General features: G+C 49.5%; 19 protein-coding genes and 1 other RNA gene. All 20 read right to left on the bottom strand.

Annotated elements, in window-relative coordinates:
* Positions 1-34 precede the first annotated feature (34 nt).
* Complete coding sequence (gene clpX / locus BBD38_RS01765) at positions 35-1,312, bottom strand: ATP-dependent Clp protease ATP-binding subunit ClpX (RefSeq protein ID WP_066683837.1); 1,278 nt, start codon at positions 1,310-1,312, stop codon at positions 35-37.
* 19 nt (positions 1,313-1,331) lie between these two features.
* The gene (clpP, locus tag BBD38_RS01770; RefSeq protein ID WP_066683839.1) at positions 1,332-1,913 is read right to left on the bottom strand and encodes an ATP-dependent Clp endopeptidase proteolytic subunit ClpP; all 582 of its coding nucleotides are present in this window, start codon (positions 1,911-1,913) and stop codon (positions 1,332-1,334) included.
* Between the two features lie 51 nt (positions 1,914-1,964).
* On the bottom strand, positions 1,965-3,395 hold the full coding sequence (gene tig / locus BBD38_RS01775; protein ID WP_066683841.1) for a trigger factor: 1,431 nt from the start codon (positions 3,393-3,395) through the stop codon (positions 1,965-1,967).
* Positions 3,396-3,519: 124 nt separating this feature from the next.
* On the bottom strand, positions 3,520-5,298 hold the full coding sequence (locus BBD38_RS01780) for a YgiQ family radical SAM protein (protein WP_082989405.1): 1,779 nt from the start codon (positions 5,296-5,298) through the stop codon (positions 3,520-3,522).
* A gap of 131 nt (positions 5,299-5,429) precedes the next feature.
* A complete protein-coding gene (locus tag BBD38_RS01785) occupies positions 5,430-5,783 on the bottom strand; it encodes a DUF134 domain-containing protein (protein WP_066683846.1) in 354 nt (117 codons plus the stop codon).
* Between the two features lie 90 nt (positions 5,784-5,873).
* Complete coding sequence (locus tag BBD38_RS01790; RefSeq protein ID WP_066684227.1) at positions 5,874-6,392, bottom strand: cob(I)yrinic acid a,c-diamide adenosyltransferase; 519 nt, start codon at positions 6,390-6,392, stop codon at positions 5,874-5,876.
* A 180-nt stretch (positions 6,393-6,572) separates the two neighbouring features.
* An RNA gene (gene rnpB / locus BBD38_RS01795) (RNase P RNA component class A) lies at positions 6,573-6,906 on the bottom strand.
* 7 nt (positions 6,907-6,913) lie between these two features.
* Positions 6,914-7,645 (bottom strand): zinc ribbon domain-containing protein, encoded by a 732-nt coding sequence (locus tag BBD38_RS01800; RefSeq protein ID WP_066683848.1) that lies wholly within the window; start codon positions 7,643-7,645, stop codon positions 6,914-6,916.
* Positions 7,646-7,656: 11 nt separating this feature from the next.
* Positions 7,657-8,769: a Nif3-like dinuclear metal center hexameric protein gene (locus tag BBD38_RS01805; RefSeq protein WP_066683850.1), complete on the bottom strand. Its 1,113-nt coding sequence runs from the start codon at positions 8,767-8,769 to the stop codon at positions 7,657-7,659.
* Positions 8,760-9,434 carry a tRNA (adenine(22)-N(1))-methyltransferase gene (locus BBD38_RS01810; protein ID WP_172807731.1) on the bottom strand — a complete coding sequence of 225 codons (675 nt, stop codon included), beginning with the start codon at positions 9,432-9,434 and terminating at the stop codon, positions 8,760-8,762. Before BBD38_RS01810 ends, BBD38_RS01805 begins: the two co-directional genes overlap by 10 nt.
* Positions 9,435-9,486: 52 nt before the next feature.
* A complete protein-coding gene (gene rpoD, locus BBD38_RS01815) occupies positions 9,487-10,623 on the bottom strand; it encodes an RNA polymerase sigma factor RpoD (RefSeq protein ID WP_147568050.1) in 1,137 nt (378 codons plus the stop codon).
* Positions 10,624-10,698: 75 nt separating this feature from the next.
* A complete protein-coding gene (gene dnaG / locus BBD38_RS01820) occupies positions 10,699-12,456 on the bottom strand; it encodes a DNA primase (RefSeq protein WP_066683857.1) in 1,758 nt (585 codons plus the stop codon).
* A gap of 153 nt (positions 12,457-12,609) precedes the next feature.
* Complete coding sequence (locus BBD38_RS01825; protein ID WP_066683858.1) at positions 12,610-14,352, bottom strand: NADH-dependent [FeFe] hydrogenase, group A6; 1,743 nt, start codon at positions 14,350-14,352, stop codon at positions 12,610-12,612.
* Positions 14,353-14,370: 18 nt separating this feature from the next.
* Positions 14,371-16,161 carry an NADH-quinone oxidoreductase subunit NuoF gene (gene nuoF / locus BBD38_RS01830; protein ID WP_066683860.1) on the bottom strand — a complete coding sequence of 597 codons (1,791 nt, stop codon included), beginning with the start codon at positions 16,159-16,161 and terminating at the stop codon, positions 14,371-14,373.
* Between the two features lie 31 nt (positions 16,162-16,192).
* Positions 16,193-16,570, bottom strand: a complete 378-nt coding sequence (locus tag BBD38_RS01835) for a (2Fe-2S) ferredoxin domain-containing protein (RefSeq protein WP_066683863.1) — start codon at positions 16,568-16,570, stop codon at positions 16,193-16,195.
* A 455-nt stretch (positions 16,571-17,025) separates the two neighbouring features.
* On the bottom strand, positions 17,026-17,577 hold the full coding sequence (locus BBD38_RS01840) for an ATP-binding protein (RefSeq protein WP_066683865.1): 552 nt from the start codon (positions 17,575-17,577) through the stop codon (positions 17,026-17,028).
* Positions 17,578-17,589: 12 nt separating this feature from the next.
* Complete coding sequence (locus BBD38_RS01845) at positions 17,590-18,075, bottom strand: NADH-quinone oxidoreductase subunit NuoE family protein (protein ID WP_066683867.1); 486 nt, start codon at positions 18,073-18,075, stop codon at positions 17,590-17,592.
* Positions 18,076-18,172: 97 nt separating this feature from the next.
* On the bottom strand, positions 18,173-18,865 hold the full coding sequence (locus tag BBD38_RS01850; RefSeq protein WP_066683869.1) for a PHP domain-containing protein: 693 nt from the start codon (positions 18,863-18,865) through the stop codon (positions 18,173-18,175).
* 1 nt (position 18,866) lies between these two features.
* Complete coding sequence (locus BBD38_RS01855; protein WP_066683870.1) at positions 18,867-19,205, bottom strand: hypothetical protein; 339 nt, start codon at positions 19,203-19,205, stop codon at positions 18,867-18,869.
* A complete protein-coding gene (locus tag BBD38_RS01860; RefSeq protein ID WP_066683872.1) occupies positions 19,202-20,527 on the bottom strand; it encodes a [Fe-Fe] hydrogenase large subunit C-terminal domain-containing protein in 1,326 nt (441 codons plus the stop codon). Before BBD38_RS01860 ends, BBD38_RS01855 begins: the two co-directional genes overlap by 4 nt.
* Positions 20,528-20,543 lie beyond the last annotated feature (16 nt).

Consider the following 20,543-nt stretch of genomic DNA (forward strand, 5'->3'; position numbering starts at 1 on the left):
GAGCACGGCTCCCGTTCTTCCCGCTTTATTCCCTTCAGGAAGCGGTTTCTTCCTTTTTCCTTGCCTTGGGCAGCGCTGGTTTTTCACCCATTACCAGCATCGGTTTCTGGGAATCAATCGTCTCTTTGGTAATGACGCATTTCAAAACATCGTTCCTCGACGGCAGATCATACATAATATCCATCATGGAGGATTCAATGATACTGCGCAGCCCCCGCGCGCCTGTTTTTTGCTCGATTGCAAGCTTTGCAACCTCTTTCAGCGCCTCGTCTTCAAATTCGAGCTCTACGCCGTCTATCTCAAACAGCTTTCTATACTGCTTAGTAAGCGCATTTTTAGGCTTCTTAAGGATTTCCACCAACGCCTTCTCATCCAGCGACTGCAGGTTTACGACCACCGGCAAACGGCCTACGAATTCCGGGATTAAGCCGAATTTCAACAGGTCTTCCGTTTGTAATTGCCCAAGGAGGGCACTGATATCCTTTTCCTGCTTGCTCTTTACATCGGCGCCAAAGCCCATCGCCTTTTTTCCAATACGGCTTTCGATGATCGAATCGAGCCCGTCAAACGCTCCGCCGCAAATAAACAGGATGTTCGTCGTATCAATTTGCAGAAAATCCTGATGCGGATGCTTCCGTCCGCCCTGCGGAGGAACACTGGCAACCGTCCCTTCAAGAATCTTCAGCAACGCCTGCTGCACACCCTCGCCGGATACATCCCGGGTAATTGAGGGGTTATCCGTTTTGCGGGCGATCTTATCGATTTCGTCCACATAGATAATTCCCTTCTGCGCGCGCTCAATATCAAAATCTGCGGCCTGGATAAGTTTCAGCAGAATGTTTTCCACATCCTCGCCCACATATCCCGCCTCGGTAAGCGACGTTGCATCCGCGATTGCAAACGGAACATTCAATATCCGCGCAAGCGTCTGTGCAAGCAACGTTTTTCCGCTTCCCGTCGGTCCCAGCATCAGGATGTTGCTCTTCTGGACTTCCGTTTCATCCTCGCCGGATTCCGCATTAATTCTTTTATAGTGATTGTACACCGCCACTGCCAAATACTTCTTGGCTTTATCCTGGCCGATCACATAATCGTTCAGCGTATCCACAATCTCCGACGGCTTCGGAATTTCTTTCAGCTCAAATTTAGCCGCTTCCTTAAACTCCTCATCGATGATTTCCCGGCACAATTCCACGCACTCGTCGCAGATATATACGCCGGGTCCGGCTACAAGCCTGCGCACCTCATCCTGCGTTTTGCCGCAGAATGTGCACTTGATCTGGCCGTCGCCGTCATTATAATTATCATACATACTTTATTCACCTCTGACGCTATTTCGCAGGAATGATCTCGTCGATAATCCCGTATTCCAAGGCCTCTTCCGAGGTCATGAAATAATCGCGTTCGACATCTTTCTGCACTTTTTTCAGCGTCTGTCCAGTTCGTTCACTTAAAATCTTGCTCATCTTTTCTTTGATCGCAACAATGCGCTGCGCATGGATGGCAATATCGGTTGCCTGCCCCTGCGTACCGCCAAGCGGCTGGTGAATCATAATCTCACTGTTCGGCAGCGCTTTGCGTTTGCCCTTCTGGCCCGCCGCCATCAAAAACGCTCCCATGGAAGCCGCCATGCCGATGCAGATGGTGCTTACATCGCACTTAATATACTGCATGGTATCGTAAATCGCCATCCCGGCCGTAATCGAACCGCCGGGGCTGTTGATGTACAGGTAAATATCTTTATCGGGGTCTTCCGCTTCCAGGAAAATAAGCTGCGCCACTACGAGGTTGGCAACAGTGTCGTCGATTTCCCCGGACAGGAAGATAATCCTATCCCTTAATAAGCGGGAAAAAATGTCATACGACCGTTCTCCCCGGTTCGTCTGTTCTACCACAATTGGTACTAAGCTCATAAAATAACCTCCTTGCTGCACATGCCCGAGGGCTGCGTGCATAGAAAATTGTTATTCCTTTGCAGCTTTCGGTTTGTCAGCATCTTTCTCTTTTTCTGCCGTTTTCTTAGCTGCTTTTTTATCGGAATCCTTGGCAGGTTCTTCTTTTGTGCTGTCTTTTGAAGCCTTCTTCTTTTCAGCTGCTTCCTTTTTCGGATCGACCTCTTCAATCTCCGCCTTGGAGACAAGGTAATCAAACAGTTGTTCCATCGCAACGCGCTCTTTGAAATAATCGATTTCCTGCGTGCTCATGGTATCCTTGAATTCCTGCACGGTCTTGTTCGCGTCCTTTGCGAGTTCTTCGTACTTTTTCTCGATATCCTCTTCTGTAGGATCGATCTCGAGTTTTTTCAGGAGCGCTTCCACAGCCAAACGCATACGCACCTGCTCCTGCGCACTTTCCCTGTAATCGTTCCGCAGGTCCTGCATTGTCTTGCCCATATATTTCAGGTAATCTTCAATCTTCATACCCTGGTACATCAGCTGGTAAGACATCTGCTGAATTTGATAATCAATCTGGTCGTCGACCATTACGTCGGGAATCTCTACTTTGATTCCTTTTGCCACGGCTTCAAGCAGTTGGTTCTCCATTTCCGCTTTTGCGCGCATATCCGCACGTTCCTGCAACTTTTTCTTAACGTCTTTCTTGTAATCCGCAAGCGTATCAAATTCTGAAACATCCTGCGCAAAATCATCGTCAAGCTCGGGCAGTTCTTTTTCTTTTACCGCCTTCAGCGTAATTGCAAATACCGCGTCTTTTCCTGCAAACTCGGGCGTGTAGTCGTCCGGGAATTTTACATTAATATCCTTTTCGTCCCCGGCCTTCATGCCGACAATCTGTTCCTCAAACCCGGGGATAAAGCGTCCCTCGCCTAAGACGAGCGTCTGGTCTTCCGCCGCTCCGCCTTCAAATTTCACTCCGTCGATACTACCGACGAAATCAAGCAAAACAGTGTCGCCATTTTTGGAAGCACGCTCTACTTCAACCCATCTTGCATTCTGTTCGCGCGTTTTTTCAATTTCGGCGTCAACATCTTTTGCCGTAATTTTTTCTACCGGTTTCTTTACTTTGATGCCTTCATATTTTCCAAGCTTCACAACCGGTTTCAAAACTACGGTAGCCGTTACCACCACACCGTCTTTCTGGTCGATGCTCAAAACGTCGTATTCCGGCCTTGAAACCACATCCAGTTCATGCTCCTTGACTGCATCGAGATATGCCTGCGGAATAATCTCATCCAACGCATCTTCATAAAACACCTGAGGGCCGTAAAAGTTTTCGACCATCTTCCGCGGTGCCTTTCCTTTCCGGAATCCGGGAATGTTGAATTTCCCCTTTAATTTCTGATACGCTTTTGAAATCCCTTCCTCAAATTTATCAGCGGAAACATTCAATTCCAGTTTCGCTTTGTTTCCTTCCAGCGTCTCTAATTTAGCAGCCATTTTCATCCTCCTAGATTGTTTCAAAACTATAAAATTGCAGAACAATACAGAGAATAGTATACTATATTTATAACCCGTACGCAATACGAATTAACAGATATATTTCTTCCCCGAAAGCTCTGTTTCAGTCCCTTACAAGCTTCTTTTTCCCATTGCCGATGAGGTCGTCCCGCTCCGCTTTCCGCAGCGCTTTTTTCACAATTTCACGATTTTTCGGATTCTTATATTGTATAAGCGCACGCTGCATCGATTTTTCTTCCGCGCTCCTCGGAACATATATCTTCTTCCCTGTTTCGGGATTGATCCCCGTATAATACATACATGTTGCGAGCGTCCCGGGCGTCGGATAAAAATCCTGTGCCTGTTCGGGCATAAAACCCGTATCGCGGATAAATTCCGCAAGCCGCACCGCATCCGTCATTGTACATCCCGGATGGGACGACATAAAATACGGCAAAACATATTGCTTTTTCCGGGCCCGCTGTGAAGCGGCGGTGAATTTCTGGCAAAACCGCTGGTATTTTTCGATTTCCGGTTTTCCCATCAATTTCAAGACGTCGGGGCTCACATGCTCCGGTGCAAGTTTCAGTTGTCCGCTGACATGATGCGCGGCAAGCTCTCTTACAAATTCCCCGCTTTTATCAAGAAGCGCATAATCATACCGGATTCCCGAACGAATGAACACCTTTTTTACGCCGTCAACCGTGCGGACTTTGCGTAAAAGCCTGACATATTCCGCCTGGTTCTCTTTCAAATACCTGCACTTTTCGGGCGTCAGGCACCGACGCACAGTGCACCTGCCCCTGGGGTTCGTACATTTCACTCCGTAGAAATTTGCAGTCGGGCCGCCTACGTCATGGATATAGCCTTTGAATTCCGTATCCTGCGTAAACTGCTTTGCTTCCGCGACGACGCTCTCCATGCTTCGCCATGCCACATTCTTTCCCTGGTGGTAGTAGAGCGCGCAGAACGCACACGCACCAATACATCCCCGGGTTGCAGTGATGCTGAATTTCACTTCGTCAAGCGCGGGTATGGGCTTTTCATACATCGGATGGGCGGCGCGCATATAGGGCAATGAATAAACAAAATCAAGCTCCTTTTGGTTTAACGGCTTTGACGGAATATTTTGTACAATAAAGCCATTCCCATATTCCTGCACCAGCGCCGTTTCCCGTTCGCGCATTTCCATCATAAAGGCCTGCGCATATACTTTTTTATCCGCACAGACTTGCTTGAAGGACGGCAGTTCTTTGTATTCATATACCCGCTCGAGCGTGGGCGCAGGGTAGGAGGTGCCTTCCACGTAAGTGATATCCCGTGCGGCAAGGCCGCCGTCAAGCGCCTCGGCAATTTCAATGATCGGCCGTTCGCCCATACCGTAAACCAGAAGGTCCGCGCCGCTTTCCATCAATATGGAAGGCTTCACCTCGTTATCCCAATAATCATAATGCGCAAACCGCCGCAAGCTCGCTTCAATTCCACCGATGATTACCGGTATGTCACCGTAGGCCTCGCGGATTCTCTTCGTATAGACAATCGTGGAACGCGCAGGCCTTTTTCCGGCTTTTCCCCCGGGCGAATACAGGTCCTTTGCCCGGCGATGCTTTGTTACGGAATACAGGTTTACCATGCTGTCCATATTGCCCGCACTGATCAGGAAGCCGAGCCTCGGCCTTCCCAACCTCTTGAAATCGCCGGAGGTTTTCCATGCCGGCTGGGCTATGATCCCCACGGAATAACCATGGGCCACAAGGTAGCGCGAAATGATTGCATGCGCAAACGACGGATGATCCACATAGGCATCCCCCGTTACCAATACAAAATCAAGCTGCTTAATTCCATTTTTCTCCATATCCGCTTTGGATATGGGTAAAAAGCCATCACTCATACACTCTATCATAACACAACAGTCAAAAACGACAACTGCTGTTTTCGGTTGTCACGCCTTTGTTCCTTCATTCTGGCGGCATATTTTTCCGGCCGACCCGGCATTTTTGCGCCGTCGTTTCCCATTCCGCACATCCGCATTCCTCAAACCTGCTTGTCTTTGTTCCTGAGGCAGCAATATTTTTCATGGGCGCATTGCGGCTTCATGGCAGTGCACACGGCGACGTCGCCGCCCTCTATGCATATCTTTTTTCCATTTACCAGCGCATCCGCCATTTTCCGCCGTGCGCTGTCATACATCCGGGTCACGGTTGGCCGGGAGACATTCATTTTTTCAGCGCACTGCTCCTGCGTAAGCGCAACATAATCAAGCAACCGGATCACTTCATATTCGTCATATCCGATTACCACCCTTCCCGTTCCGTCCGCATTCTCCGGAACAAAGCATGTTGTTTCGGGCTTGGAACAGATACATCTGCATTTAAACGGCCTTGCCATTTTTTAAGCACCTCGCTCATATTTGCGTTTGCTGCCGGAATAACGGGCTATTACAGGCAAAATATATCCGTCCGGCGACGGCAGGATATTTTATTGTTCAATTCCTTTTCTGGCATGGATTCCCCTGTCATAAGGATGCTTTACCTTTTTAATTTCCGACACATAGTCAGCCCGGCGAATCAGTTCGCCATCCGGGTTGCGTCCCGTCAGTACAATTTCGAGCTTTTCCGGCTTATGATCCAGGAAATCGTAGAGCTTTTGTATTTCCAGGAATCCCGCGCCGCATGTTCCAATCACTTCATCCAGCACAAGCATATCATAACGCCCGGCCTGCCCGGCTGCGTTTTCGAGGATCGCCTCCTGCATCCTTTGCGCTTCCGCTTTTTCACTGTCATTCATATCCCATGCAAATTTTGAGCTGCCTTCGCCGCGCAATACCGCAATGTTGTCAAACCTCTCAAAGGATTTCAGTTCCCCGGATGGGCCGTTTTTCATAAACTGCACGAAAAGCACCTGCAATCCATTCCCCGCCGCCCGTATGGCGAGCCCCGCCGCCGCGGTGGTTTTTCCCTTTCCATCTCCGCAATAAATATGTATCAGGCCTTTCATCCATTGTTCCTCCCAACCATAACTGCCCTGGCCGTTTCTTTCCGTCATCCAGCCCATTATACGCCTTTTCATTTTTAAGCACAAATCCAGGCCGGATAAAACCCTCTTGTTCATCTGGTTCCGTATAATAAAAGAGGCCCTTTTCCGGACCTCTTGGCAACACTGTACGGTTATTAAAATAATTTGAGCAGACCTGTAAGCCGGGTTCTGTTTTGATGACCATCTATCTAGGCCGTATGTTACCATACGGCTCATGCGATTACAAGGGACGTGACGGGCCGCCATTGAATGTCCCTATACCAATCTTGCACCAGGCGGGGTTTACATGGACGCGTTAAGTTGCCATAACGCCGGTGAGCTCTTACCTCGCCTTTCCACCCTTGCACCCAAAAGGATGCGGTTTATTTCTGTTGCACTTTCCTTGGAGTCGCCTCCACCGGGTGTTACCCGGCGCCCTGCCCTATGGAGCCCGGACTTTCCTCACGCCGGAGCGCGCGGTCATCCAGTCTGCTCAAAATTTTTTAATCTTCCACTACGTAAAGAATCCTGCCGCAGTTTTCGCACTCGACGATATTGCCCTCCACCTTCAGGCTTTGCAGCACGCCGGACGGAAGCTGCATCTTACAACCCTCGCAACGGTCGCCAACCAGTTTCGCCATTGGATTGGGACGGTGCTGCTTAATTGATTTATAACGCTCCATAAGCGCCGTATCAATCCCCTTGGCCGCCTTGGCGACGTTGGCGCGCAATTTGTCGAGGTCGTCTTTTCCCGCGCCTACTTCCTTTGCATGCTGTTCCTTCAGGATATCAAACTGCTTTTTTGCGTTGCTCATCTTAACAAGCGTTTCCTTGATCTCTGTTTCTGATTTTTCAAGGCGATGCATAATATCGACGATCTTACGCTTGTTCAGTTCAACCGACGCTTTTATATTCTCGCATTCCTTAATCATCTCGCGTACATCGTCAAGGAACATGTCCTCCAGATCATAGCCTGTAACCTCGGAAATCTCTTCTTTTTTCTCATTCATCTGCTTTTGAAGGATTTCAATCTGGGAGGTTATTTCGCCCATTTTATTCTGGAGCAGCACGGATTCCTGCTCAAGCTGCTTAAGCTTCTGCTGGTTATTTTTGTAAACCTGCTGCTGGTGAACCAGTTTTTTTCTGGTTTCCGTATTCATAAGAGTACGTTCATAGGATTCCAGGGCATTTTCCGCCGCCTGATAATCCCACAAAGCTTTTAAATTATTACTCAACATAGACCTCCTCAATAATTTACGTATGGCCTGCGTAAATTTGTCACATAAATCGCTATGTTATAGTTTACATCATTCAGCCATTTTTGTAAACCTTGCGCATACAGTTGGCAAAAGCATTTCTCGGTATCAAAGTGGCCTGCCTCCACCAAAATAATATCCTTGCGCACCGCATACTCGTTGTGCTTGATTTCTCCCGTAACAAAAAGTTCCGCGCCCTTTCCCATCGCCGCATCCGCAAAATCGCCCGCCGCGCCTCCGCATACCCCAAGGCGTTTGATTGTCCTGTCAAGATCGCCCGCGACACGTACGCTGTCTGTCTTCAATGATTCTTTCAGCCGGTCCAGCACTTCCCTGGCCCGGAGCGGCAAGGGCAAATCCCCAACAATACCAAGCCCGGAACCGACCTGCTGCGGCTCATCCGTTTTAAGGACGCTGATTGCGGGAACCTCGTAGGGATGATTATCCCTTACTGCGGCAAGGACGGTTTGCAGGTTTTTTTCACTGCAAACAGAAGAAATACGGATTTCATCCACTTCTTCAAGCTGTCCCGCTTGCCCGATATATGGATGGGCGCCCTCCTTCGGCCGGAAGGTGCCTTTTCCGTCGATATTGAAGGTACACTCCGTATAGCCCCCAAGCTGCCCCGCTCCTGCAGCGGCCATCGCCCCGCGAACCGTTGCCGCATGATCCCGCGGCACATGCACCGCCACCTCGTAGAAATGCTCTATGGCGCCGTTTTTAATGTAGCACCGGTTTCCGAGTTTAAACTGGTCCGCCAGCCATGTATTAATTCCCCCCGGGGCGCTGTCCATACTTGTATGGGCACAATAAAGCGAAATGTTCCGTTCCGCAAGCAGCTGGATACATTGTCCCTCGTAGGAATTTGAATCGATCTGCTTGGTTGCCCGGAATAACAGCGGATGGTGGGAAACAATAAGATTGCATCCCTTTTCCGCAGCCTCTTCAATTACTTCCGGCAAAACATCCAGGCAGATCATAATTCCGGAAATGTCCGTATTATGCAGGTTTACATTAAACCCGCTGTTGTCCCAATCTTCCGCAAATCCGACCGGTGCAATTTTCTCTAAAAGAACACCCACTTGTTCCAAAGTTACAGGCATCGCAGTACCTCCATGACCTGATCCCTAAGTCTCCGTTTCACCGCAAGATATTCCTGCGTATCCTTTCCCTGTTTCGCCCGGGAAATAATCGATTCCAACTCGCGCAGCCTGTTCTGCAAAAATTCTTTTTGCAGCGGTTCCCTTCGCATTGCCGGATAATATCCAAAATGCAGGTATACTTCTTGGGGCGGCGGTCCTTCTCCCGGAGCAGCGGCAATTACCTGATAATAATGCCCCGCATCCTTTACGATTGATTCGTCCTTGATGGTAAAACCGTTCCTATACAAAAAAGTCCGCAATTCATACTCATTTCCCTGCGGGCCCAAAATCAGCTGGTTTGCCTTTTTGGCGGTTCCAATTCCCGCTGCAAGGATATCACGTATCAGCAGTCCCCCCATACCGGTGATTATGATACAACCTACCGTTTTTCCCTCCAGAGCGCCGAGCCCGTCCGATATCAGGGGGGTTATCCCTGTTATATTTCGTCCGGCAATAATATTTTTCGCTTTTTGGAGCGATTGCTCGCTGATATCGCAGGCAAATACACGTTTTGCGCGTTTTTTTTCAATCAGTGCCGCCGATATCCTGCCGTGATCGCAGCCAATATCAGCCGCAGTATCCGCGCCGTCAACAAAATCAACGATTGCCCGCATTCTTGGCGTCATTTCCATACGATATGAAAGGCGGCTGTTACGCCGCCTTGTTATGCTCCTTTGCTTATTCCAAAAAGTCCCTTAACTTCTTTGACCTTGACGGATGGCGAAGCTTGCGCAACGCCTTTGCCTCAATCTGCCGGATTCTTTCACGCGTTACCTGAAACTCCTTGCCGACCTCTTCCAAAGTACGCGCACGGCCGTCTTCCAAGCCAAACCTTAATTTCAGCACCTTCTCTTCACGCGGTGTCAGCGTATCAAGGACATCCATCAGCTGTTCCTTCAAAAGCGTAAATGCCGCCGCCTCAGCCGGGGCGGGCGCATCGTCATCCGGGATAAAATCCCCCAGATGGCTGTCTTCCTCTTCCCCGATCGGCGTCTCCAGCGAAACAGGCTCCTGTGCAATTTTTAATATTTCACGCACCTTTTCTTCCGGAATATCCATTTCTTTTGCCAACTCTTCCGGAAGCGGATCACGTCCATACTGCTGGAGCAACTGGCGCGATACGCGGATTAATTTATTGATCGTTTCCACCATATGGACGGGAATACGAATCGTCCGGGCCTGGTCCGCAATTGCGCGGGTAATCGCCTGGCGAATCCACCATGTTGCATAAGTGCTGAATTTGTAACCCTTCTGGTAATCGAACTTTTCGACCGCTTTAATCAGGCCGAGGTTTCCTTCCTGAATCAGGTCAAGGAACAGCATTCCACGCCCAACATAGCGCTTTGCAATACTGACTACAAGACGCAGGTTAGCCTCTGCAAGCTTCCGCTTTGCCTCCTGGTCGCCTTCCCCCATTCGCTTTGCCAGATCAACTTCTTCCGTCGCCGAAAGCAACGGAACCTTGCCAATCTCTTTCAGGTACATCCTGACAGGATCGTCGATATTGATATTTTCCGGCATGGAAAGCTCGAAATCGACGACTTCCGTCTCTTCCTCCGCCTTCGGCACTTCCTTTTCAATTTCGTCATCCAGGACGTCGATATTCTGTTCTTCAAGCGCCTCGTACAGCTTGTCAATTTGCTCGGGCACCGCATGCGCGTCGTCGATATATTCGGCGATTTCCGCATATTTCAACACACCCTTGGTTTTCCCAATTTCAACAATTTTTGCGATTCGTTCGTCCGACAGCTTTGGCTGTGCCTTTTTCTCAACGGATTTTGCCTTTTTTTCCGTTGGCACAGATGCTTTGGCCACTTCGTTCTTACCTGCCTGTGTTTCCTTTTTTGTTTCTTTTTTCTCTGCCAATAAAATTCACCTACTATTAAAATTTTAAAAACTTGTCTTAAGCTTATGAATCTTTTTTCCCAGCTCGTCTATCTTTTGCAGCAAAACGCGTTTCTTTTCCACATCCTGCTCGGCGCTGCAAGCCGCGAGGGCGTTACGCCGCTGCCGCTCCAGCCGCCCCAGCCTTATTTGCTTCACGCAGTCATTGAGGAAGTCGTCCGCATTTTCCCGCTCGTCTTCCTCGCTCAATACTTTCCTGATATAAGAGCTCTCCTCTTCACTCAGCACGGATAATAATTCGCTGTTCGCAGTGAAAATCCCTTTTTTTGCCTTTTCCATAATATGAGAAAATATTTTTCTGTCCGCTGTATTTTGGAAATCCGCCTCTTCGATTTTCCCTTCCAGCTTCAAGGCGATCTGCGGATCGGAATAGAGCCTTCGAATCAGGCAGTTTTCCGCCTTCTCTTCCAGAGTCGTCTCCCTCGCTTCCACTTTTGGCGGTATCCACTCCGCGTCCTGTTTCAAGCCGCCCGCATCCTGCATAATCGATTCCGGGGAATATCCCGTCATATCCGACAATTTTTTCGCATACTTTTCTTTCGTAACAGCGCTTTCCACCTGCTTTAGCAAATTCGCACATTCCCGTGCAAATTTTTCTTTTTGATGGCTGTCGTCAAGATTATATTTTGCCGCCGTCACCCCAAAGCGGTAATCCATTTCCGGCAGGGATACTTTCATAAGATTAATATATCCGTCCCTGCCATGCCCTTTCAGATATTCGTCAGGGTCCTGCCCTCCCGGTATAATGACGACCCTTGTTTCAATCCCTTCCTGCGCAAGGATTCCGAGTGCGCGGAGCGTCGCTTTTTGCCCGGCCGCGTCCCCGTCATAGGAGATATATACATGGTCCGTATACCGCTTAATCAGGCGCGCCTGATCCTGCGTGAGCGCCGTACCAAGGGTCGCGACACACTCCGGGATTCCATAGGAAAAAAGCGCGATCACATCCATATAACCTTCCACTAATATTAAATGGGAAAGGTTTTTTTGCCTGCGGATCAGGTTCAGGTTGTAAAGATTCCTGCTTTTGTTGAATGCAGCCGTTTCGGGAGAATTCAAATATTTCGGCATTCCGTCGTCCATCACACGTCCGCCAAAGCCAATAATATCTCCGAACGCATTGATAATCGGTATCATGGCACGGTTTCGGAACATATCATAGCTTTTCCCGTCAGACATTTTAATCAATCCTGCCGCCTGCATATCCTGCTTCGTATACCCTTTTTCGGCAAGCATTTTCATCAGGTGATCCCAACCGTCCTTTGCAAATCCCATGCCGAAGGTCTTGATGATGCGGTCGCCAATGCCTCTTCCCTTAAGATATTCGAGTGCGCTTTTTCCCTCCGGCGCATATAAATTCTCATGGAAATACCGCGCGGCAATTTTATTCATCTCAAAAATCTTTTTTCGCTGCTGCTTACGCTTCTCGTATCCTGCATTATCCGTATTCTCCGGAACCGGCAATTTTACTTTTTCCGCAAGATATTGACAAGCTTCCGGAAACGTCATTTTTTCCTGTTCCATGACGAACTGGATTGCATTTCCGCCTTTGCCGCAGCCAAAGCAATGGTAAAATCCCTTTTCCGGGTTAACAGAAAAACTGGGCGTCTTCTCGTTGTGAAACGGACAGCACGCCCACCAACGTCCTCCTTTATTTTGCAGCGTTACATATTCGCCAATCAAATCAACAAGACTTACTTTAGAAAGCAAGTCCTGTATCCATTCTTCCGGAAAAAACGGCATTTACTTCTCCCTTATACTGAAACTTCTCCATATATTTTATACTACTATATTATACGCCCTAAACGTTAAATCCTTCAAATTACGGTTAAAATATCTTTTCAAAATGCAAACGCCCGGTTAAGTACCGGGCGTTTTGTATCAGGTTCCTTGAAATTACTGTTCCTTATATTTTGGTTTTGCCTCATAGAAGGTATGCAGCAATTCATGCGCCTTATGACTGTTCGGTTCTCCCAGAAAATCATTATAAAGCTTCTGGATGTCCGGATTCTCATGAGATTTCCGCAGCGGCTTATCACAATCTTCGTCATACAGGCCTTGCGCACGGACGACACGCGGGTCGAGTACGTTTTTGACGCGTGCCGATACAATCGGCTGTCCGCCGCCGTTTACGCATCCGCCCGGGCATGCCATAATCTCAATGAAATGATACTCTTTTTCGCCGGAGCGTACCGCTTCGAGCAACTTCCTGGCGTTGCCTGTCCCGCTGGCCACGGCAACCTTCACCGGCATATCGCCGACCATGATCTCCGCTTCCTTGATGCCCGCAATTCCGCGCACATCGCAGAAATCAATGCTCTTAAGCTCTTCGCCCGTCAGCACCTCCGCGACCGTGCGGAGCGCCGCTTCCATAACGCCGCCGGTCGCACCAAAGATAACGCCCGCGCCGGTAGAAGTCCCGAGCACAGGATCAAAATCTTCATCCGGCAGGTTCACAAAATCAATGCCTGCTTCTTTAATCATCTGTGCCATTTCACGCGTCGTAAGCACCGCGTCTACATCCGGATAACCGGCTGCATCTTCGCCTGCACGGTCCTTTTCATACTTTTTGGCTGTACACGGCATAACGGATACGGTGAAAATCTTCGCCGGGTCAATGCCGTTTTCCTGCGCATAATAGGACTTAATGATCGCGCCCAGCATCTGGTGGGGCGATTTGCAGCTTGAAAGATTATCAAGCATATCCGGGAAGAAATATTCCGCAAACTTGATCCATCCCGGCGAACAGGACGTAATCATCGGAAGCTTCCCGCCGTTTTTCACACGGTTGATAAATTCGTAGCCTTCTTCCATGATCGTAAGGTCTGCACCGAAATCCGTATCAAACACCTTATCAAAGCCCATTCTGCGAAGCGCGGCCGCAAGTTTGCCTGTAACGCGCGTGCCCATCGGCATTCCAAATTCCTCCCCGATCGCTACGCGGACAGCCGGAGCGGGCTGGACCACAACGTGCATATTCGGATTGTGCAATGCCGCCCATACATTGTCGATCTCGCTTTTTTCAGAAAGCGCGCCAACCGGGCAGGAAACGATACACTGCCCGCAATTGATGCACGGAACATCCACGAGGGATTTGCCCCATACGGGCTCCACCATCGTCTTGAAACCACGGTTGGTCGAACCGATAACGCCTACCGTCTGAATTTTTTCACAGGCGGCGATACAGCGTTTGCACAGCACGCATTTATTGGGATTGCGCACAACGGAAACCGACTGGTCGTCGATGTCCTTGTAAATTTTTTCGCCTTCGTATTTGATGTTGCGGATATTGAATTCATCCGCAAGCGTCTGCAGCTCACAGTTTTTGTTGCGCACACACGTCAGGCATTCCCTGTCGTGATTGGAGAGCAGGAGGTCAAGGCTTACCTTCCTGGCCTTCAGCACCTTCTCGGATTTTGTAAAAACTTCCATTCCCTCCGCCACGGGAAGCACGCAGGCCGCCTGGAGCGCAGGATTGTTTTTCACTTCAACAAGGCATATCCGGCATGCGCCGATTGCGTTCACTCCCTTTAAAAAACAGAGCGTCGGGATGTCGATATTTGCCTTTCTTGCAGCGTCAAGCACTGTGGAATTATCTGGCGCTTCAACTTTTACGCCGTCTATCGTCAACGATACCATATCACTTAATCCTCCTTCTTATCTCTTGATTGCATCGAATTTACATTTCTCGATGCAAGCACCGCATTTAATGCACTTATCCGGATCAATGTGATGTGGTTGTTTCTTTTCTCCGGTAATTGCGTCGGCCGGGCAAACGCGTGCACACATTCCGCATCCAATACATTTGGATGGAATAATCTCATACACCAAAAGCTGCTGGCAGTGCCCTGCCGGACAACGTTTGTCGTAAATATGCGCTTCGTATTCGTCTCTGAAATATTTGATCGTGGACAACACCGGATTCGGAGCCGTTTTCCCAAGTCCGCACAGAGCGCCCGCCTTAATGCTCTCGCCGAGTTCAATCAGCTTTTCAATATCGCCGGGTTTTCCTTTGCCGTCCGTAATGCGCTGCAAAATTTCAAGCATACGCTTTGTGCCGATCCGGCAGGGCGGGCATTTCCCGCAGGACTCGTCAACAGTAAAATCCAGGAAAAACTTAGCGACGTCAACCATGCAGTTGTCTTCGTCCATAACAATCAGGCCGCCCGAGCCCATCATCGACCCGATAGAGGTAAGCGTATCGTAGTCTATTTTCAGGTCGAGGTGTTCCGCCGGAATGCATCCGCCGGAAGGTCCGCCCGTCTGGGCCGCCTTGAACTTCTTGCCGTCCGGAATTCCGCCGCCGATGTCATAAATAACTTCGCGGAGCGTTGTTCCCATCGGGATTTCCACAAGGCCCGTGTTATTGATCTTTCCGCCGAGCGCAAACACCTTTGTGCCCTTGGATTTTTCGGTTCCCATGGAACCGAACCATTCCGCGCCCTTAAGGATAATCTGCGGAATATTGGCCAGCGTCTCAACATTGTTGATAATCGTCGGTTTGCCAAACAGGCCCTTATTCGCCGGGAACGGCGGCTTCGGCCGCGGTTCGCCGCGGTGGCCTTCGATCGATTCCATCAAAGCCGTCTCTTCGCCGCACACAAACGCGCCTGCGCCAAGCCTGATTTCAATATCAAATTTAAAATCAGTACCAAATATTCCCTCGCCAAGCAAACCATATTCGCGCGCCTGGTCTATCGCAATCTGGAGCCGCTTTACCGCGATCGGGTATTCCGCACGCACATAAACATAACCCATATTTGCGCCGATTGCATAGCCGGCAATCGACATCGCTTCGATCACGCTGTGCGGGTCGCCCTCGAGGACGGAACGGTCCATAAACGCGCCCGGGTCGCCCTCGTCCGCATTACAGATAACATATTTCTGGTCTCCCTTGGCGTCGTGCCCAAACTGCCACTTTACGCCCGTCGGGAAACCGCCGCCGCCGCGGCCCCTGAGCCCCGAAGCCTTGATGACATCGATCACTTCCTGCGGTGTTTTTTCCGTCAGGCATGTCCCAAGCGCTTTGTAGCCGTCAAAAGCAATATATTCGTCAATCACTTCCGGATCAATCACGCCGCAGTTCCTGAGCGCGACACGATTTTGTTTCTTATAGAATTCGATATCGTCGAGCGTCGTTGCAACGTCCTCTTCCTTATCCTCTTTATGCAGCAAACGTTCTACGATACGTCCCTTAAGCAGGTGTTCTTCAACAATCTCGTCAACATCCTCAACCTTCACCCTGCTGTAGAACGCGCCTTCCGGGTAGACGATCACGATCGGTCCGGCCTCGCACAGGCCAAAGCACCCGGTCCTGACTATCTTTACTTCTTTATCCAGCCCTTTTTCTGCAATATCCTTCTCAAAGCGTTCGATCAGTTCCGCAGAACCGGAGGACGTACAGCCCGTACCCCCGCATACCAATACATGCGCACGATAAAAATCCATTTATCCTAAACCTCCAATTAAATGTACAAAGTCAAGCGTTATTTTTTTCGTAATACCCAATGGTATATTCCGTTACGATATTACCATTCACCAGATGTTCCGCAACAACACGCTTCGCCTTTTCCGCATCCATTTTCACATACGTGACTTTCTCCTGCCCCGGCATGAATACTTCTGCGATAGGCTCGAGACGGCATACTCCGATGCATCCCGTCTGCGAAACGACAACATCGGAAAGCCCGCGTGTTGCAACCTCATCCACGAACGCCTGAAGTACAGGACGTGCGCCTGCCGCGATTCCACAGGTAGCCATTCCGACAACAACGCGTTTTTCAGCATCATTTTTACGGATATCCACCTTACCCTGCATCCTGTTCCTGATTGCTTCCAATTCCTGAAGTGACTTCATATTTTTTACTCCCCATACTTCTTAAAACACCTTCTGACCGAACATGTTTTAATCCGCTTTTTCGGCAAGCGGTTGGCCGAGATATGAAATGTTTTTTCCCACAGCGTGGGCTGCAAAATATTTTATTCACATTAATTAGTGAAAAAAAAGACAATTTTTCCATCTGCTATTATATCAGCAATATACTGCAAAATCAACTTCTTTCGTGAAAAATTAACCATATTATTAATTCATTTTCCAGAAAATTATTTTGTACTGACATTCGTACCATTCCGCGATTCGGATCGCGCGGCTTCCGCCGGTCTCGAAATAGTGCATAGGACAGAGCATTTTTCCGGTTTGCGATCCCGGTATTACCATGTCCTCCTCTTGGGCAGGCCTACAGCGCTATCCTTTGTTTCAAATATCCGCAAGTAAAAAAAAGGACCCTCGCAAAACGCCAGGGTCTTTTACAGTTAAAACATTACGTATTCCGACGGGAATACCTCGTCCAGATTTTCTTTCAGCCATGCTGATACATCCGGCAAATCAAGCGGTACGTCCTGCCCGAGCACCTTACGTACTTCGCGCGTATCGAGCGCATCTTCCCGCCCGTCAATCACCACCCGGATCACAAAATCAATCGCCGGGTTGCAGACGATAAGCGAATGCGCCGTTCCCGCAAAATCGCCGATCGGCGGACGGTCTATATTATCAAGCACATAGACCGCCGAAAGCTCCGTCCCTTTTCCCTCTTCGGAATCAATCGTGAAGCTTCCGCCCGAATTTTCCGCACCTGCCTTAAAAAGCGATATTCCAAGCCCCACCTTTCGCGTCGTACGCGTTGTCACAAACGGGCTTGTCACATGCATAAGCATTTCCCGGCTCATACCCTTTCCATTGTCTTTAACCGTAACGGAAACGGTATCCTCCCGGCTTTCAATCTCAAGCGATATTTCAATCAGGGTCGCATTCGCCGTAATTGAATTCTGCACAATATCCATGATGTGCAGCGCAATCTCTTTCATGGCCGTCGGCCGTTACTGTTTATTTCTATAGAGGCCGATGATCCCCGGGATATCTTCCGGTTTCAGTCTTCCATAGACCTGGTCGTCAATCATAATAACCGGCGCGAGACCGCAGCAGCCGAGGCAGCGCGTTGCTTCAAGGGTAAACAGGGAATCCGGCGTTGTCCCGCCCGGAGCCGTCTGCAACTCATCACCAAGCGCGTTTAAGATACCCTCCGCTTTTTTAACATAGCATGCCGTACCCATGCATACGCCGATTACATGCTTGCCCTTGGGTTCCAGCGCAAACTGCGAATAGAATGTCGCCACGCCATAAATATCGGTCATCGGGATTTGCATCTCTTCCGAGATGAATTTCTGTACGTCAAACGGCAGCGATCCGAAAATTTCCTGTGCTTTCTGCATAATCGGCATCAGCGGACCAGGTTTTTTCACTGTCTCTGCAATATAGCCTTTTAATTCGTCATACTTTGCTTGTACTTCTGCGGTGTTCCCCATGGAAAAGTGCCTCCTTAAATAATCAACCTCTGGATTTTATTGTTTCCGAAAAATATTTTACCATATAATAATTTGTTTTGCATCATTTTTTGTGAAATTAGTCACATAATTTTTGTAGAATTGTTCGGACATTTGCCTCTTCCACTTCGAGATACCGTTCCCGCTCCGCAATTTGCCACAAGTTATGCGCATCCGACGAGTGGATTTGCTCAAAACGCGACACATCGTTTTCAATTGCAAGTCCGGGCACCGTCTCGATTGTTTTGAACGAAAGCTGCGGCGGGAAAAAACCAAGGTTCGCCAGCACGGAATTCGCGCCTTTATTGATATGGGCCGGAATCGAATATCCGCCATATTCCCGGATCAGCGCGCAGCTCTCGTCAATGTCATAGGGCAAGGCCGAAATTAAAAGCTTATCAAGCTTTCCCACCACTTCATCGTTTTCATCCATAATAAGCTGGTTTCCAAAATAGTCCGGTTTATTTTGAATGTCCGGAAGCGCGTCATACAGCATATCTCCAAATTCCCGCGCCGCTTCCGGCGCCTCAAAAAAAGCAAGAACGTGAACCTCTTCCGCCGTCGTCATCTCGATTCCCGGCAGAAAAAGAATCCCCGCCTGCCGCGCAACCCTGGCTGCCGCTTCCACGTTCCGTGCGGAATTATGGTCGCTCACCGTAATAAGATCAAGCCCTTTGAGCCTGGCCATATTGACGATATTGTTAGGCGTCATATCGTCGTCCGCGCACGGTGAAAGCGCGGAATGGATATGAAGGTCATAATACAGGCGCATGTTACCCGCCGATTCCCAGCCTGCACAGCTCGCAGCACACGGCATACGACGTTTTGGGCGAAGAGTAAATAACCACGCCTTCCTCTTTGGCTTTATCGATCGTGGCTTGCGGAACCTCGATATTTTCAGGCACGATGACACAGGCAAAATCGTGCAGGCAGGCAACAGCGATCACATTAAGATGCGTCTGTACGGTAATCCACGCCATTCCCGCTTCCCCGCGCGCCATGACCCAGCTCAGAAGGTCGCATACGCAGCCATCCGTTACTTCCGCATCTTCCGCAAGACCGTCCGTAAGAAGCTTCAGCCCCATTTTTTCGGCAATTTCTGCTGTCTTCATTCAGTTTCATCCTCCGATATTTTATCTTTGCTTGCAAGGTCCACCATCTCTTCCGCAAGATAACGCACCTTTTCTTTCAGTATAAATACGCAGTCCATCTCCTGGGCATGCCCGCGCACAATATCCTCGGCAAGGGCCCTGCACGAAGGCGCGCCGCAGCTTCCGCAGTCCATCCCCGGAAGCTTCTGGACAAGCTCCTCAATTTGCTGTATCTTACGCAGCGCTTCCATGCGGTCATCGTCCAGTTTCATGACGTCTACGGCTTCCATCTGCTTTTTGGTTGTCGCAACACCCGAATCGGCATACTCTTCTGCCTGTTCTTCCACGGTCTGGTCAAACCCAATCTCGTCGCATATCTTTTGCACGCGCGACTGCGCGACAAACGCGCTTTCAAATACCAGCGGCCCGCCGACGCACCCGCCGACGCATGCAAGACCTTCAAAGAAATCAAGGTCCTTCAGCTTATCGTTCTCGATGTCCTCGAGCGCATGCGCAACATTGGAAATTCCGTCTACGGCAAGGGCGTTCTTTTCCCCGACGGCAAACGTTTCCCCGCCGCTGTTGGCCCATCCGATTCCCTTTGCGGAAGCCTTGACCCCGTCGAACCGTTTCGCGTCCGCCGATTTCAGCTGTCCTGTCAGGAGGCCATAGACCTCAAGAATCGAGATTGCGCCGTCAACATCGCTTTTTTCCTTTGCAAGCGGCGATTTAATGCTCGTCATTTTTGCCGGGCACGGAGTAATAAAATATGCGCCGATTTCCGAAATGTCGACATTGTTCTTTTTGGCAAATTCTTCCTTGGCTACCTTGGCCGCAACCTCCACCGGCGCGTCTACCTTGACAACATTGTCAAGAAGCTCCGGAAAACGCACTTGAATCAACCGCACAACCGCCGGGCATGCAGATGAAATAAGGGGCCGGTTCCCCGGCTTTTCAAGCTCTTTCGCAATTGCTTTCGCACAAATTTCCGCCCCCTTGGCTACCTCGAATACATCGTCAAAGCCCATCGTTTTCAGGCCGGACAAAACCCGGTCAACCTTATCGACCTGGTTTACCATTTTAAACTGTGCATACAACGCCGGAGCAGGCAGCGCAATTTTATACTTGAACTGGCTGATGCTGGAAAGCGGGTCCGTAACCGCATTTTTTGCATGATAAGGACAGACACGGATGCATTCCCCGCAATCAATACACCGTTCCTTCAATATTTTCGCTTTTCCTTTTTGCACACGGATTGCCTCTGTCGGGCACCGTTTAATACAATTGGTGCAGCCTGAACACTTTTCTTTTTCAAGACGCACTGAATGAAAATACTTTTCCATTGTAATTGACCATCAC

It is taken from the genome of Christensenella intestinihominis (assembly GCF_001678845.1).
Taxonomy (GTDB): Bacteria; Bacillota; Clostridia; order Christensenellales; family Christensenellaceae; genus Christensenella; species Christensenella intestinihominis.